Genomic DNA, 16823 nt, shown 5'->3' with positions numbered 1-16823 from the left:
CATCGCAAAATCTATTGCTATCACATCACATTGATTCTCCTTCCACATTAGAATCCGATTGCCATCCTACTCAGGTTTCCCATCCTACCGTTTCCGATTTTGGTTTAATATCGGTTTCAAAATGGCTCCTTATGGTTCCGATTTTATTTGTTTTGTTATGTTTCGCTTCCTGTACACCAAAAATTGGAGAACAAATCAACAAACGAATTTCAGATCCCTTTGATGAAACCAAAAACTTAAATGTTCACTTTGTCACAACCAGAAGAGAAATGGGAACAAAAGACCGCTGTGAAGGCAATAGTTTTGGTTTTATCACGGATATCAACCCACACTACGGCTTATGCATTGTCAATGTGCCCGCCAAACATATCATTGGTGACATTTCTTTAGACAATAACCAAGACAAACATACATTCTTTCAATTCAAAGGAAGGGTGAATACGGATGAAAAAGAATTTATCTCTAAACTCAAATCCTCAGGGAGTGAAGAGGTTTTGGTATTTGTCCATGGATTCAATGTGAACTTTGATGAAGCTGTCTTACGGGCAGGCCAAATCAAATATGATCTCAAATTCCCAGGTGAAGTAGTTGTGTATTCCTGGCCTGCAGGTGCGGATCCTGGAATTCTTAGCCAAGTGATGGTGAAGTCTACTTATGATTTGAATTTCACGGAAGCCAAAATCAACAGGGAACCTTTTGCTAATTTTCTAAGTTCCATCACGTCCACTGGAAAAAAAATCCAACTCGTCGTTCATAGTATGGGTCACCAAGTGGTCTTGCCATCGATTGCTTCCCTTTCAAAATCGGGAAAATCCAAATTCATTTCGGAACTCATTTTAAATGCACCAGACTTTGACAAAAATGAATTTGAATTATTGTTAGGTGATCTCACAAAATCAGCAGATCGAATCACTTTGTATTGTTCTCCAGGTGACAATGCCCTCATTGCCTCTCAAAAAGTAAATGGTGCCCCAAGAGCTGGGATGTGTTTTAAGTATTCCGGTGTGGACGTGATCAATGTGAACGAAGTGGATGATCCCGTTCTTGGTGTGGGTGGTCTTGGGCACGGGTATTATTCTTCCAGGCCAATTCTCACTGACATCTACCAAGTGTTACTTGGTGTTTCTGTCGACAAACGCCTCTTCATTCGTAAGTCAGGCCCCAAAAATGGTGAAAACTATGTTTTGCGAAAGTAAATTATTTTCTCATAGTCGGTAGGTTCCCGAGTCTCATCAAGGAACCACGAGATCCTCACCAGCTTGGATGGCCCTTGTTCGGATTCGGTTCGGTTGGATGCCGATTTCCTCTTCCAATCGATCCCCTGTTTCTTTTTTTAGGATCGTCAGTTTCATCTTTAATTGTTTCCCGAGTGGGATTTGGTCTTTTGCAATTTGGACTAACCTGTCCCCACCCACAATTTTGGGATGGGTAGGCTTTGGTAAAACAGCAAATACCAAATGCCTCGCATGGGTCACACCAGGTTTGGATTTAGGGGGAGCAAGTGGTTCCAAGGGAATCCATCCCAATCCATCCACCCAAACTTCCACATATTTATGATTGAAACTCATCTCACTCGAAGACTCTGTAGGCAAGTAGTTCCAAACAAGACGTGTTGGGATTCCCATACCACGTAACAAAGACATGGTGACGTAAGAATGTTCCGTGCACCCACCATTGTTTTTTAAAATCACATATGGAGCCGCTTCAAATTTCCCTGATTGGTAAGGGATACTTGAAACATACTTTGCTGTTTCCGAAAGGATCTCCAAAAGAGTCGTTTTCCCTTGGAAAAGTTCGTCTCTTTTTCCCACCACAATTGGATCTTCTAGTTTCACAAACCAATCATCGCGGAGTTCATTTGGAAATTTGGATTCGTTTTCCACTCGATTGACTAAAGAATTTGGATCCAGTTTCCAATGGATTTTGTAACGTGTGAGGTTACCTTGGTAAAGAGAGAGAAGTTTGGATTCCCCTTCTTTCATGGCGGGTATGGTGAACATCAAGGTGCGATTCCCCGTTTCATCCAATCCAAAGACACTCGGAGAATAGAAGGTTTCCGCTCTCAATTCCTGCGAATAGGTATCTTTTTTGGGAAGGACCACAACCAACTTGGTTTCTCTGATCTCACTTGTAGCCGAAAGTTCCAATTGGTATTGTATCGTGGATTCAATCGGAGAAAATCTGACTGCTTTGCCATCGGAACGTTTGGAGAGACCAACGATCGGGAAAATATGATCATCAAACATAATCCATTCTCCATAAATCTTTGTGATAGGATCAAATACCAAAAATCGATCTTCCTTCAGACTTGTGAGTTTGAAAAGGGCTCTGTGGTTTGTTGGGAATTTCCACTCCTTTTTTGTCTTTTGGTCGGGAAGTGAAAACAACTGGATGGTATTGCCAGAAAAGGATGAGATGAGTAAAATTTCTGTTTCATTTACTTTCACAATCCTTTGCACCGATTTCATTGGGAGAGGGAGGAAAGGCCTTTCTTCCAAACTTTCCAAGTGGACTTGTTGTAATTGGTCTTTCTCCAATCGAACCAAATTTCCTCCCGAACAAATGATGTCTTTCCAACTGGAAGATGGGGAAGGAAGGTTGTATTCCTTTTTGATTTCCCAAGACTTTGGTTGCAGAGCATATAACTTCTGTTTGGTTTGAATTAAGAGTTCACTGTTACACTCAGTCCATCCAAGGATTTTTCCTTTGTCCCAAGGTTTTGGATGGATTTCCTTCGTCTCTAAATTGTATTCATAAATGGTAATTTGTTTTTCTTTGGTTCTCGTTTGGAAGTATAAATGGTTCCGAGACTGCAAAAGGGATTCAAAGAGTTCCACCGATTCCGATTCTGGGAAGGAAAAAACGGAAGGATAGGAAAACGTAGGTGAGACGGAAGTCCAATCGGAAGGAAATTCACCCTGTTCCTTGGCAAATAAAAATCCACTCCCAATAAAAATGGAAAAAAACAAAATCCATTGTTTCATTCGATAATCCTTGCCTTTTTCAAAACCTTCGATAAGATTTTTTTAGTATATGGATGGCAAAAGAAAAGGAAGTCTTTTTTACTTTGGAGAACGGATCTTACTTGGAACCCTTGGGCTTGTGACAGAACCACATTCCCACTACGCTGTATCCATCCTTGTTTCCAAACAAACTCCATTCCTTTTGACCACCAAAGAAAATGAAACCATCCAAACAGAAGGGATCATCATCTCCCCTAATTTTTTCCATCGTTTAGAAGCAAGTGATACAGAAATCGTTGTGATCCAATTGGATCCGAAATCGGATGAATTCAAAAAAATTGAAATGAAGGATTCCTATACACTGCTTAGTCCAAACACCATTGAAACCATCCAAATTTTGTCTGAACCGTTGTTTACCGAAGATCTCAATTGTGAGAAAGCGCGATTGGTGTATGAACAAATTTTGGAAGTGCTCGGATCCAAAAAACAAAACAGGGAATGGGATCCAAGGATTGATCTGGCAATTGGAAGGATCAAAAACACGCTCCCGAGTCCCATCAGCTTGGCTGTTCTCTCCAATGAAACTGGGATTTCCAAAGACCGTTTCATGCACCTATTCAAAGAGAATATGGGAATCCCACTCCGCCAGTATTTGTTATGGCAACGGTTACACATTGCGGCAAGGCTTTTGCAGGGGGGTGAAAATCTAACGACGGCATCTCATGCGGCTGGTTTTAGCGACCAGGCCCATTTATCCCGAACGTTTAAAAAGATGTTTGGAGTGAAACCCTCACTTTTTTTGGGAGGGTCTCATTTAACTAAGGTTTGTTTTTGTGATTCAAACCCAGAACCGAATTGATCCAATTCATGGATTGAATCCTTACGCCGTTTTTTCGACTCGAAAGTCTTTCCAAACTCCCTTTTGTTTTAATTCATCATCCACGGCTTTTTTTAAATCCAATCGGTAACCCAATTCAAAAACTACATCCGCTACAACAAAGAGAGGAGCTGACACAAGGGCTTGGAACAAATTGTCAAAGAGAGCTGGCCTACTTTTCTCAAAGACAAAATGTCCATAAAACTGAGAACCCCAACCGATCACTTGCCCAATTCCGAAGATGGTCCATGCTGTTTGGGATGGGAGTTGTGTCGTGATCCATTCGGCTGTCAGAAAAAGTCCACCAAAGAGGATTGTGGCAAGAAAGGCAAAAAATACATCTAAAGTATAGTAGTAACCGAGCACGGCGACAGTAAAGAGCAACGATGCAGACGCATTGAATCCATTCCATTCAAACAGGGAAAAACGACTGAGTACGACAAATAAGGTAAAGGTTATTGTGGGGACACCTAATACATGAATCCAAACATTTCGTTTTTCTTGGTGGTAGGCAGAATAAAATGCCATCTCTTTTGCAAATCTCAAGTGGGAACCTCCAGAGTAGGTTACCACTCTACCAAATTTTGGAAGATTCCACTTGAACGAATCTGTCAAAATTTAAAAAAATTCTAATTTCTAAATTCTACCTGAAGAATGGACGAGTTTCCGTATAGTAAAATTCCTTTGGAAGTTGTTTGCAAACTCTTCGATGAGGATAGGAAACCGGTAGGTCCAATTGGAATGGTCAGGGGTTCCAGGCAAATTGATGCGGTGTTTTTCTGGATTCTCGACGACATCCGATATTCCGAGCGCCAAATCCTGAAAGAGTTGGATGCTAAAGATACTTTTGGTTTGGAATACAAATTCGAGTAACCCTTCTAAAATTTGGTCTTCTGTTTCGGGTCTTGGTTTTCCAACTCTGTCAAAGAAAAACTGAAGTTTGGATTCCAAGTCCCCTTCGTGTTTCCACCAATCCATCACCAAACTTGTGTCATGTGTCGATAAAACAGAGATCGCATTATCCCTATAATTGTCCTCTTCGATGAATTCCCCAGTGGTAAAGGATTTGGTCCAACGCACTACATCAATGCCAATCATTTGCCTTTCAAACAAAGAATCACGAATGAAACTGGGCACAGAACCCAAATCCTCCGCACAAGGCACCATCGATGAAAACGAATCAAAAATTTCTAAGATTTTTTCGCCCGCTTCCCGCCAATGTTTTTCTTCTGCTGTGATATGCAATTGGGAGAGAGGGAATAATTTTGCCTTGGTTTCTTCAGGAAGGGACTGATAACTTTCCTCTTTCCAAAAATCCCAATAGAAAATATAATGATTGGGTTTGAACTCATGGATGAGGCCCTTCTCTTCCATGGACTTCGGATTGATTCCTACATTTAAAAATTCACTCGTTTCAATTCCGAATTGAGGATGGAACCAACCTTTCTGCGCTGTTTTATCTTCCTTTGGAATCGCCCAAATCCGATACATCCCAATCACATGGTCAATGCGATAGAGATGGAAAAAATGTTCTAAATAGGTAAGCCTATCCTTCCACCAACGGTAATGGTTCTTTTCTAACGCATCCCAATTGAGAACAGGAAACCCCCAGTTTTGTCCTGTGGCAGAAAATTGATCTGGAGGGGCACCCGCCTGTAAGTCCATGATAAAGTAATCCGGGTGTTCCCAAACATCACAAGAATTCCGGGAGGTGAGAATCGGCATATCCCCTTTCAAAAATATTCCCACATCTTCACAATACAACTTTACCCCACATAACTGATCATAGGCGATTTTTTGTAGGTATACCCAAAAGAGAGCTTCCTCTCTTTTTTCATTAAAGATATAATCTTTTGCAGAGGAAAGGTTTTGAAACTCACTTGGCCATTCCCACCAATTTTTACCTTCAAACGTTTCATACAAAACGCGGAAGGTCACATAGGAATAACACCAAGTTTGTGTTTCTAAAAATTGTAATGCTTCTTTTTGAGCTTCCTTTTGATGCGATTCATAATGGGCACGAATGATTTTGATTTTTTCATTTCGAATGCGATTCGGATGGTTGTGTAATGTTTTGATTTCCTTTTTACGAGACCTGGTCGTTTGTCCCATTTTGTATAAGGAAATGTAAAGAGGGTCGATCGCAAAAGCAGAGATGGCACTATAGGGTGAGTATCCGAATCCTGTATCGTTTAATGGTAATAATTGGATGATGCTAAAGCCAACGTCTTTTGCCCAATCGCAGAGTGGGTATAAACTATAAATGTCCCCACATTCAAAGGAATGCTCTGAAACAATTGAGGGCAGAGATACAAGTACCCCTGCCCTTCTTTGTTTGACACGAATCAAAGATCCCAATGCTTTTGTTTAAGCCACTGTGATTTCTTTTGATAGGTAAACGTCTTGGATGGCGTGAAGTAAAGACACACCATCTTTCATTGGTTTTTGGAATGCTTTCCTTCCTGAAATGAGACCCATTCCGCCAGCACGTTTGTTGATGACAGCTGTTTTCAATGCATCTTGTAAATCATTTTCACCCGAAGCTCCACCTGAATTGATTAGTCCAGCTCTTCCCATGTAACAATTTGCTACTTGGTAACGAGTGAGGTCAATCGGATGGTCAGAAGTCAAATCAGAGTAGATTCGTTTGTCTGTTTTACCATAAGAAGACTCTTGGTTTAATACATTGTATCCACCATTGTTTTCAGGTAACTTTTGTTTGATGATATCCGCTTGGATGGTGACACCTAAATGGTTGGCTTGCCCAGTGAGGTCAGCAGAAACATGGTAGTCTTTGTCTTTTTTGAACGCATTGTTTCTGATGTAACACCAAAGGATGGTTGCCATTCCTAGTTCATGTGCCATTTGGAAAACTTTTGAAATCTCAACGATCTCACGACCCGCATCAGCAGAACCAAAATAAATCGTTGCTCCAATTGCCACACAACCTTGGTCATGTGCTTGTTTTACCGTCGCAAAGAGGATTTGTTCACTTTTGTTCGGGTATGTGAGAAGTTCGTTGTGGTTGATCTTCAAAATGAAAGGGATTTTGTGAGCATACTTACGTGCCACAGATCCGAGTACTCCGAGTGTCGTTGCCACACCATTACAACCACCTTCCATAGCCAGTTTGATGATGTTTTCGCCATCAAAGTAAATTGGGTTTTTTGCAAACGAAGCTCCAGCGGAGTGTTCGATTCCTTGGTCTACTGGGAGAATGGATACATACCCAGTTCCCCCGAGTCGGCCATGGCCAAGTAAAGTTTGAATGCTTCTGAGAACAGGGATGGACCTGTCTGTGGGTGCAAAAATTCGGTCTACCCAGTCGCTACCAGGTACGTGAATGAGTTCTTTTGCTATTTTTGGTGATTTGAATCCAAGGAGGGATTCCGCGTCGTTTCCAAGATGTTTCGAGATTTCGTCGAAGTTCAAAGTTGTTCTCCTTAAAAATAAATTCTCGTGTTCCCCCGAGGTGACAACATCTTTTTTTGCTCGTCGTCTTCCCCCATACCCTGATCTTGTTTTGAGAGGCAAAATTGAGAGGATCTGCACAATTTCGTATGTTTTTTTCTTTGGCATGGCTTTCCCTCACTCTGTCACTCGGAGTCTGGTGGTGGATTTTAGGGTTTCGCCAAGCCAAAACCATTTCAGAAATTTCAATCAGCCAGGAAAGGCAATTGGAACTGAATCGTGTGAACCGGATGTTGCAACTGGAAGGATCGTTTTTCCTTTCGATGTTAACACTTGGTGGAGTGACACTAGCCGTACTTTCGTATAGAGACCACAAACGTTCCAAACTCATTGCTGATTTTTTTTCCACCGTCACTCACGAGATGAAAACTCCTATCGCCAGCTTACAGCTGCAAATCGAAGTATTATTGGAAGCCACAACAAATCCTGAACTCAAACGAAAACTAGAAAAAATTTGGAAGGAAAACCAAAGGATAGAATCCCAAATGGGGAATGCTTTTTACCTAGCAAGCCTCATGCAAGGTGAGTCTTTATATCTAGAAACTCTAAGTTTACAAGAATTAAAGGAATCCTATTCCCATCATGAGCCAGACCTGATTTGGGATGTTTCGATCCCATTACAAAAAAAAGTACACCTCGACAGAAAAGCATTTTTTGCGATGTTAAAGAATTTAACAGACAATGCGAAACGACATGGAAAAGCAAACCAAATCAAACTTTCCATCTTCCAGGTAAAAAACCAAATTTGTTTTTTACTCGAAGACAATGGGTCCGGGTTTCAAGGTAACAAAAAACACTTAACCTTACCTTTCTTACGCCATTCAAAGACCAGTGGGAGCGGAATTGGACTTTATATTGTGAAAAAATTGATGGAAAAGATGAAAGGGAAATTAGAATTTCCGAACAGTTCGTACGGATTTCAAGTCAAACTGAGTTTGAACGAGGTCACATGAAACCAAGAATTTTACTCGTAGAAGATGATGAGGGCCTCGGGGAAACCTTAAAAGAACGTTTGGAACAAGACAAATACCGTGTAGAGTGGGCCAAAACAATTTCCGAGGCTGAAAACCTCTACCGACCAAATGCCTTTGATTTGGTCGTTCTCGACTTACGGTTACCTGATGGGAATGGATTTGATTTAGCGGAAATGATTGTCAAAAAGGAAAAGGACCTTCCTTTTTTATTCCTCACAGCCCAAGCAGGGGCACAGGAACGACTCCGCGGCTTTGAGTTAGGTGCTGCTGAATTCATTCCCAAACCCTTTCACTTAAAAGAATTCCTGATTCGTTTGGAACGTGTGATCTCCCTCACCCGCCCGCATTATGGCCAAAAATGGAAAATGGATACAAAAGAAATCCATTTGGACTCCTTTCTGATTAAAAACGAGGATGGAACGAGCACCCTTCTCTCCAAACGAGATTGTTCCCTACTTGCCCTCCTCCTCACAGATCCCGCAAAAGTATTTAGCCGCTCGGAAATTTTGGATTTTATCGTAGGGGAAGACAGTTTCCCAACGGAACGGACCATCGACAATGCCATTGTGCGCCTGCGAGATGCCCTGGGGGAAGGATCCATCCGAAATGTAAGGGGTGTGGGTTACCAATGGATAGGCCCTCTTCAACCCTTGGTATGACCAACTTCCGCCTTATGGAATTCGGAAAATCCACCGATACTCTAAGGGATGAAACAAGGAATTCTCTATAGTTTATTATTTTTGGGATCCTTGTTTTCGGTTTCTCTCGGTGCTTGGGAAACAGACATCGATTACAATTATGAATATGAAAAAAATGGCCCTTATACCAAATTTTCAGATTGGGTTCCTTACAAATTACACAAATGGGAACCCAAATACTTAGAAGATTTTTATGAATTGTACAATTTAAAACAACATTACAATGATAACGAACTTCGTAAAAATATCTATTGGCTAAAAATTGCATTAAACAAACGTTTCCGACACCCCAAACATGCATTATGTGAAACAAAAACGGAACAAGAATACTACAAATACCGAAACTTGATGTTTATGCACATCAATATCCAAATCATGCGGTCTTATATGCGGATTGCTTCCAAATTTGACAAACGGCATGTGTATTTTTATAATCTCGACTTTGCCCATGAACTAAAGGAAAGTTTTGGAGTGGCTGAAAGTTTTTATAAGGAAGCCATTCCCTATTGGGAAAAAGCAAAAGAATATGCAGACAAAGCAAACGAAGTCCCGGTGGACTTGGATTTAGGAACCATCGAAACCGAAAGGTACCAAATTGTGACTGGGAAACTAGACTTTGGCCAAATCATCGAAACCCATTTGGATCGATTGGATGGAAAAAAGAAAATTGTTTCGGAGTATTTGGCAAAGTACCCAGAAGCTGATGCGAAAGCCCTCGATTTAATCGACCGCTAAATGAATTGTTCCCGAAAGGGAAAACAAAACAGACAATTTCATACGAATTGAATTAAAATTCTAAAAACAAAACAGCAATATCATCATGGATGATTCTGTCTTTTTCCACAAGGCAATTGGCAATCATCTTTTTGATGAGACTATCTGTGTCATCGGAAACGGAAATCATTTCCGATAACTCTTGCAAAAATACATCGAGACCAATGTATCCTCCCGCCTCTTCTTCCAATTCATAAATCCCATCGGAATAGAGTAATAGCCGATCTCCTTTGGAAAAGGTTTTCGATATATTTTTTCCTTTCCAAACATCCAGGAGTAAAATGGGATACATTTCATCTTTTACAAATTTCATCACCCGGTCATTCTCATTCCAAAAGACAACGGGTGGATGGCCTGCAAAACTAAACTCAATCCGACGTTCCAAAGGATAAATCCTCATCACACATGCCGAGATATGGTGTTTGAAGATAATGGTTTTTAAATCCAAATGCATGGCTTCCAAGATGGCAGAAGGCGAGGATTCTAATAAGGAATGTTTTTTAAAGGAAACAGCGGCAATCCCTGAGACAAGTGCAGAGGAAATGCCATGACCCGAAATATCTCCAAAAAATATATCAATACAATTGGGATTTGGTTTTTCATATAAAATCAAATCTCCACCAATATCATCGTATGGTAAAAATCGAGATTCAATCTTGAGATTGGGAATGGCTCCAAAATCTTTGGCAACCCAAGCCTCTTGGGTCATCTTCGCGAGAGCCATATCTTCCTTAATATCCGAATAGAACCGTTGTAGGATTTTTTCTTTTTTCATCAGTTTGATTTCGTTTTTGGCACGAACCAAACCTTGCGAAACAAATCTCGCAACGAGACCTAACATCTGTTTGGTCTCATCGTTCCATTCGCCTAATGATTGGTATGTTGTGACACCTAGGATTCCAATCAAGTTTCCTTCATCCCTTAATCCAATGACAAGTATGGAACGAACTTCGGCGGTTTTGAATAATTGAAGGTGCCATGACTCTTCTCTTAAAGCTGTTGTATCTGGAATGAAGATGACTCCATCGCCGGCAAGAACCCCCAATCGTTCTGGGTTCATTTTGGAAATTGGGAGTTTTGTGCCGACTTCAAATAAAGATGGGACATCACCATTCAACCATTCATGGCTTGTGGATAAAAATTGTTTATCAGATGAAATTTCGGCAACAAATACCCTGTCTGCTTTGGAATACTTTCCTAATTCTTCTAAAGCAAATTGAATGGCATCGGATACAAATTCTGCTTTGGTATGCACAAACATCTTGGAAACTTCAGTGACAATTTGCGAAAACTGAAGTAACTCAGAAAGTTTTGACTCCGATTCTCTGATACTGGAAATCTCAATTTGTTGTCCCCAAATCCGAACGAGGTGACCATCTACCACTTGCCCATGTGAATTGAGGAGGAAAACTTTTGGGACAAGTGTGTTGAGTTGTTTGTATTCGAAGTCTTCTAATAGATAGGAATTTTCTATGAATTTCCGAAGGAGATAGACACTCTCCATATTCACAATTTCTTTTAAGTATTTTCCATACACTTGTTCCAAGGAATGGAAACCATACAACTTGACCATGGCCAAATTACATTCCTTCACAACAGAATGATTCCAAATGTATTCCATCTGTTCTTCTTTGGAGAGGGAAATGGGCATGGGAACGTCCAATTCATAACACCAAATGGCATCTTTTGACAGATGGATAAAACTCTCTAAATGTTGGTAACGACCAAAGTCTGGTTTACGAGAGCTCATCTCCTTCTACAGTTTCTTTTGTTCCCTTGATTGCCACAAAAAAAACATACATTGAAAGGTTTTTGAAAAATTTCCAATTTTGAATCAAAAATTTTCTGATTCCATTGACCAAAGAAAGGCTATTTCCTATCATACATCGGAATGGCGGAGGCTTAGATACCATGTGTTATGCATGTATTTTAAGCATTTATCATTTTTTAATAGCATAATGTCTCGTGAATAAACACCAGATTGAATACAATCTGCTTAGAAACTCCACGAAACCCTTATATTTCGGTCGAAATGCCTTGGTATAAATCTTGCATTGAAAATGGTAAAAGATTACAACAATCAGACCGACCTCTGAACGAAGGAGAATCAAATGCAGTTCGCAACCCCAAAATTTACTTCCGGAAAGGAAGTGGTTGAGTATGCCAAAAAAAATGGAGTCCTTTTCTTTGACTTCCGATTTACGGATATCAAAGGAATGTGGCACCACGTTTCGTATTATGTGAATTCCGTTAATGAAGATACATTCAAAGGAATTCCTTTTGATGGATCTTCGATTGCTCGTTGGCAGCCAATCAATGCTTCCGACATGCAATTACATCCAGAAATTTCTACGGCATTTTTAGATCCGTTCACAGCTGACAAAACAATCGTTATGTTTTGTGACGTTTGGGACATCTATAAAAACCAATACTACGAAAAATGCCCAAGATCCATTGCGAAAAAAGCATTAGAATTCATGAACAAATCGGGTATTGCGGACACAGCATACTTTGGTCCAGAAAATGAATTTTTCGTTTTTGATAGTTTGAAAGTACGTGATGAAATCAACTGCCAATACTACGAATTGGATTCAAACGAAGGGATCTGGAACACTCACTCTGAAATTCCAGGCTCCAATAACACAGGTAAAATCAACTTTAACTCGGGACACCGTCCTGGAACGAAAGGTGGTTATTTCCCAGTGGCTCCTATTGACTCACAAGTTGACCTTCGCGCTGAATTTGTAAAAACTTTGGAAGCGATTGGAATGGAAACGTTTGTGGTCCACCACGAAGTTGCCCAAGCGCAAGGTGAAATCGGAATTAAATTCGGAACTTTGATTGAAGCTGCTGATAATGTTCAAAAGTTAAAATACATCGTTAAGATGGTTGCTCATAAACACGGAAAAACAGCTACTTTTATGCCAAAACCACTTTTTGGTGATAATGGTAACGGTATGCACGTACATATCTCTCTTTGGAAAGGTGGAAAAAACCTTTTTGCTGGAGATAAATACCAAGGATTGTCTGATTTTGCATTCAACTATGTTGGTGGGGTGTTAAAGTATGCGAGAGCTTGTGCAGCATTTACAAATGCATCCACTAACTCTTACAAACGACTCATTCCTGGATTTGAAGCACCTTCCATTTTAGCATATTCTGCACAAAACCGTTCTGCTTCTTGCCGAATTCCTTTTGTCAGTGGCGAAAAAGCAAAACGTGTGGAATTCAGATTCCCTGATTCAACAGCTAACCCTTATTTGGCGTTCGCTTCTCTTTTAATGGCTGGTATGGCTGGTGTCGCTGAAAAAATCGATCCAGGTCCTGCACGTGAAGAAGATTTATTTGAGCTTTCATTGGATGAAATCCGTGAAAAAGGAATCCGACAAATGCCTCACACACTCCGTGAAGCAATGGAAGAGATGCTCGCACAAAGAGAAATCTTCAAACAAGGAGATGTTTTCACAGAAAACTTTCTCCAAACATACCAACACTATAAGTTTGAAACAGAAATTTGGCCATGGGAAGGTCGCCCTCACCCATACGAATTCCTCACAACTTACTCTTGCTAAGAGAAATCGCCCCGGCAACTGTCGGGGCTTTTTTTTGTTTACCATTCCCTAACCATTCAAAAAATGACAAAAGAACTAAAGATTTAGTTCAACCAAACGATCTAAGGTGATAGGGCGAGGTAGCTCAGATGGTTAGAGCACAGGATTCATAACCCTGAGGTCACGGGTTCGACTCCCGTCTTCGCTACCAAAGATCGAGAGGACAAGGTATGAAAAAAACAAACCGTTTGTTTTCAATTTTGGTTCTAGTGCTTTTCACTGGTTCCATCCAAGCAGCTGATTTTCCAAAGTGTAAAGAAGCTTGTGACAAGTTTTACAATTGTTCGATTCAAGTGAATCCGAATGCAACAGAAGAACAAAAATCGACTCTTCGCAGAGGTTGTGAATTCAATTGTAATCGTCCCAAATACTACAACAAAATTGCAAGTTGCCTAACAGCAGGGGACACCTGCAAAGCATTCTCTACATGCATTATGAAAGAGATGCAAGCAAACAAATAACACTTCTGTAACACGACTTAAAAATCGAAACGAAAGAAAAAACCTAGGGGATGTCTCTCCTAGGTTTTTTTATTGTTAAGGCGATTTCCTTTTTCGTCAGACCGCCCTTCCCCTCTTCTCTCGGAGTACGAGTTAATTCTCTGTTCCAGTCTTTTGTGAAATTTGTTTTGAGAAGGATTTTGCTTCATCGAGTCGTAAGGAGAGAATCTTCGAAATCCCTGGCTCTTCGTTCGTGACTCCAAAAATCGCATTGGCCCTTGAGATGGTCGATTGTGCGTGGGAAACCACGATGAACTGGGTTTTGTCTTTGAATCGGTCTAGGATTTGGCAGAACCGAAGTTTGTTTGCCTCATCGAGGGCCGCATCAATCTCATCCAAAAAGCAAAATGGGCTCGGTTTCACCATGTAAATTGCGAAAAGAAGTGCAATGGCAGTGAGTGACTTTTCCCCACCAGATAACAAACGTAAGTTTTGTACATGTTTGCCAGGAGGTTCTGCCATGATCTCGACACCAGAGTTCAGTGAGTCTTCTTTTTCAGTCAGTTCCAGAGTGGCACGTCCCCCATTGAACAAGGTGGAAAAGGTTTCTTGAAAGTTTTCTTTGATTTTGTCAAAGGTCAATTGGAAGAGTTTCTCTGATTCTTCATTGATTCGTTTTAACACTTCTTCGATGTCCTTTTTGGAACTTTCAATGTCATGTTTTTGTTTTTGGTTGTGTTCAAAGATTTCTTTGATATTGCGATACTCTTCAATCGCGAGTGGGTTGATGGAACCAAGGAGTTGGATTTCGGATTTTGCTGACCGAAGTCGTCTTTCTTCCGCTTTTTGGTCGAGTTCTAAAGCCCCCCGTTCTGTTTCCAGTTCTGAGTCTGTGAGTGAATAATCATTGTACAATTCTTCAACGAGTGAATCAATTTGGACTTTCAGTGCGGAACTGGTTCGTTCCTTTTCTGACAAAAGTGGCAAAAGGTTTTGGAATACTTCTTGGTTTTTAGAAATATTGGATTTGATACCAGAAATTTCCTCAACTAATGTTTGCAAGGTTTCTTTTTCGGATTCCAAAATACGACTCATGGAAAGGAATTCTTGGTAGGCTTCTTCAATTTCCTTTTCTAAAAACTCAACTTCCCTTTCCAAGGTTTCTTTTTTCTCCCGAATCACAGTCTCCTGCTCTTTGGCACCTGAAATACGGAAGAGAATCTCTCCAATTCGTTCTTCCAGGACGGAGATCTCTTTTTGTTGGTTTTCTAAACGGGAATTGGACTCGAGAAGTTTTTTCTCTAATTCCACAATCTGAGTTCTTGTATCTTCCCAATGGTTTCGGTGAAGGATGATATTACTTTGGTGGTCTCGAATGCCACGCGTTAGGTTTTCGTTTTCTAATATGATGTCTTCAATTTCTTGGTCGATGGATTCTTTTTTGGATAAAATTCCATCTTTATCAAAAAGGAGATTTCGAAAGTCATCTTCCTTTTTCAAAAATGCAGACAATTTTTCAGAATACTGATCCAATCGGATTTCATTGAGGGAGTGTTTTGCTTCCACTAATTTAGAATCTTCTAAATATGAGAGTGCAGATTGTAACTTGGATTGGAAACCTTCTGCAAGGGAAACGAGTTCCCATTTGTTTTGGTTTCGAATCTCTTCCCCTTCTTTTGACTCTCTTTTTTTATTTTCCAACTCTTGGATGAGTTCGAGAATCACTGTTTTTTGTTTTTCGCGGAGAGTGATATGGCGTTTTTCATTTTCACCAATACGAACTTCTTTTTCTTCAATGGACTTTTCTTCTTCTTTGATGGAAAGTTCCAAAGAAACTCGTTTGGATTCTAACTCTGTGATTTGTTTTTGGAGTGTGGTTTGGATTTCCCTTTGGCGTTCGTTTTCAAGTTCGATTGCTTTTTTTTCCACTTCGAGTTTGATCGTGGCTTGGTTTTCCAATTCTAAGGACGAAAGGATCTCTCCGATTCGTAACTCGTATTCTTGGATAAAGGTTTTGTTTTTGGCGATTTTTTCTTTTTGGATTTGGCTTTTGGAAAGGTGATCGAATAATTTTTTATCAATCTCTGCGATCTCTCTTTCTTTGGCTTCCTTTGTGGTTTCTTTTTCCGAAATCAAATTGGTTTCATTTTGAATGAGAGATAAAATGGATTTGTTTTTTTCTCGGATCTCGAGTAGTTCCTCATCCGATTTTTTCATTCTACGTTTGAAGTCTCTTAACTTCAGATACCGTAAATTTTTATCCGATTCATCTAAGTCGGATTTGAGTTTGAAATACTGCTCTGCTTTTTCGGATTGTTTTTCTTTGACTTCCAAATCCTTTTGCATGGAACTCATGATGTCTTGGATGCGGAGTAGGTTTTGGTTTGTGTCATCTAATTTTTTGTTCGCTTCTTTGCGATCGAGTTTGAATCGACTCACACCTGCTGCTTCTTCAAAGATGGCTCGCCGTTCTTCTGGTTTGGAGTTCAGGATTTGGTCCACACGGCCTTGTTCTAAAATGCTATAACTGGATTTACCAATCCCTGTATCGAGTAAGGTTTTTTCGATGTCCTTTCTTGTGGTGCGGATGTCATTGAGGTAGTATTCGTTTTCCCCATCCGGGTAAAGCCGGCGAGTGATTTTAACAGAAGGGTAATCGATATTAAAAAACCGGTCATCATTATCAAACAGGATGGAAACTTCCGAAAAACCGGCGGCTCGCCTACTCTCTGTTCCATGGAAAATGACATCGTCCATCTTTTCCCCACGGAGGCCTTTGGCACTTTTTTCGCCAAAAACCCATTTTACGGAATCGACAATATTTGATTTTCCAGAACCATTAGGTCCGACGACTGCGGTAAACCCCGGATCAAAATTGATCTCGGTCTCATCTGCAAATGTTTTGAATCCAACAATGTTTAGGCTTTTTAAATGCATATCTGTTTTGCCGTTTGATTCCTTTGTTTCCCAGTTGACAGTCCTTGAGAGACATAAGAAAAAACCTTAGATAGTATT

General features: G+C 40.4%; 13 protein-coding genes and 1 tRNA gene. 8 read left to right on the top strand and 6 right to left on the bottom strand.

Features of this window, described 5'->3' with window-relative positions; translation table 11 throughout:
* The first annotated feature begins 131 nt into the window (after nt 1-131).
* Nucleotides 132-1196 (top strand): alpha/beta hydrolase, encoded by a 1065-nt coding sequence (locus LEPBI_RS07010; RefSeq protein WP_012388416.1) that lies wholly within the window; start codon nt 132-134, stop codon nt 1194-1196.
* 36 nt (nt 1197-1232) lie between these two features.
* Here LEPBI_RS07010 and LEPBI_RS07005 read toward each other — a convergent pair whose 3' ends face one another.
* The gene (locus LEPBI_RS07005) at nt 1233-2984 is read right to left on the bottom strand and encodes a transglutaminase-like domain-containing protein (RefSeq protein WP_012388415.1); all 1752 of its coding nucleotides are present in this window, start codon (nt 2982-2984) and stop codon (nt 1233-1235) included.
* A 49-nt stretch (nt 2985-3033) separates the two neighbouring features.
* On the opposite strand from LEPBI_RS07005, the gene LEPBI_RS07000 reads away from it, so the two are divergent.
* Nucleotides 3034-3822, top strand: coding sequence for a helix-turn-helix transcriptional regulator (locus LEPBI_RS07000; RefSeq protein WP_012388414.1), 789 nt, complete (start codon nt 3034-3036; stop codon nt 3820-3822).
* A 21-nt stretch (nt 3823-3843) separates the two neighbouring features.
* On the opposite strand, the gene LEPBI_RS06995 is transcribed toward LEPBI_RS07000, so the two are convergent.
* From LEPBI_RS06995 to LEPBI_RS06985, 3 genes are all read right to left on the bottom strand, one after another.
* A complete protein-coding gene (locus tag LEPBI_RS06995; protein ID WP_012388413.1) occupies nt 3844-4386 on the bottom strand; it encodes an Mpo1 family 2-hydroxy fatty acid dioxygenase in 543 nt (180 codons plus the stop codon).
* Nucleotides 4387-4476: 90 nt separating this feature from the next.
* A complete protein-coding gene (locus LEPBI_RS06990) occupies nt 4477-6198 on the bottom strand; it encodes a 4-alpha-glucanotransferase (protein WP_012388412.1) in 1722 nt (573 codons plus the stop codon).
* Nucleotides 6199-6207: 9 nt separating this feature from the next.
* Complete coding sequence (locus LEPBI_RS06985; RefSeq protein ID WP_012388411.1) at nt 6208-7272, bottom strand: class I fructose-bisphosphate aldolase; 1065 nt, start codon at nt 7270-7272, stop codon at nt 6208-6210.
* A gap of 128 nt (nt 7273-7400) precedes the next feature.
* Here LEPBI_RS06985 and LEPBI_RS06980 point away from each other — a divergent pair, with 128 nt between their 5' ends.
* From LEPBI_RS06980 to LEPBI_RS06970, 3 genes are read left to right on the top strand one after another with little or no spacing between them, the layout of a single operon-like run.
* Nucleotides 7401-8264, top strand: coding sequence for a sensor histidine kinase (locus LEPBI_RS06980; RefSeq protein WP_041769990.1), 864 nt, complete (start codon nt 7401-7403; stop codon nt 8262-8264).
* The gene (locus tag LEPBI_RS06975; protein ID WP_012388409.1) at nt 8261-8944 is read left to right on the top strand and encodes a response regulator transcription factor; all 684 of its coding nucleotides are present in this window, start codon (nt 8261-8263) and stop codon (nt 8942-8944) included. Before LEPBI_RS06980 ends, LEPBI_RS06975 begins: the two co-directional genes overlap by 4 nt.
* Nucleotides 8945-8992: 48 nt before the next feature.
* Nucleotides 8993-9718, top strand: coding sequence for a hypothetical protein (locus LEPBI_RS06970; RefSeq protein ID WP_012388408.1), 726 nt, complete (start codon nt 8993-8995; stop codon nt 9716-9718).
* A gap of 52 nt (nt 9719-9770) precedes the next feature.
* Here the strand turns inward: LEPBI_RS06970 and LEPBI_RS06965 are convergent, their stop codons facing one another.
* Nucleotides 9771-11507, bottom strand: a complete 1737-nt coding sequence (locus tag LEPBI_RS06965) for a GAF domain-containing SpoIIE family protein phosphatase (RefSeq protein ID WP_012388407.1) — start codon at nt 11505-11507, stop codon at nt 9771-9773.
* Between the two features lie 361 nt (nt 11508-11868).
* On the opposite strand from LEPBI_RS06965, the gene glnA reads away from it, so the two are divergent.
* The 3 genes from glnA to LEPBI_RS06950 all read left to right on the top strand — a co-directional run bounded on the left by glnA (nt 11869) and on the right by LEPBI_RS06950 (nt 13829).
* The gene (gene glnA / locus LEPBI_RS06960; protein ID WP_012388406.1) at nt 11869-13329 is read left to right on the top strand and encodes a type I glutamate--ammonia ligase; all 1461 of its coding nucleotides are present in this window, start codon (nt 11869-11871) and stop codon (nt 13327-13329) included.
* A 113-nt stretch (nt 13330-13442) separates the two neighbouring features.
* Nucleotides 13443-13519 (top strand) — tRNA-Met (locus tag LEPBI_RS06955).
* A gap of 19 nt (nt 13520-13538) precedes the next feature.
* Entirely contained in the window at nt 13539-13829 is a 291-nt protein-coding gene (locus tag LEPBI_RS06950) for a Cys-rich protein (RefSeq protein WP_012388405.1), read from the top strand.
* Between the two features lie 132 nt (nt 13830-13961).
* On the opposite strand, the gene LEPBI_RS06945 is transcribed toward LEPBI_RS06950, so the two are convergent.
* On the bottom strand, nt 13962-16745 hold the full coding sequence (locus tag LEPBI_RS06945; protein ID WP_012388404.1) for a chromosome segregation SMC family protein: 2784 nt from the start codon (nt 16743-16745) through the stop codon (nt 13962-13964).
* Nucleotides 16746-16823 lie beyond the last annotated feature (78 nt).

The sequence above is a fragment of the Leptospira biflexa serovar Patoc strain 'Patoc 1 (Paris)' genome (assembly GCF_000017685.1).
GTDB classification, from domain to species: domain Bacteria; phylum Spirochaetota; class Leptospiria; order Leptospirales; family Leptospiraceae; genus Leptospira_A; species Leptospira_A biflexa.
Note: the sequence above shows the minus strand (reverse complement) of the source record. Positions and strands in the feature narration are given on the sequence as shown.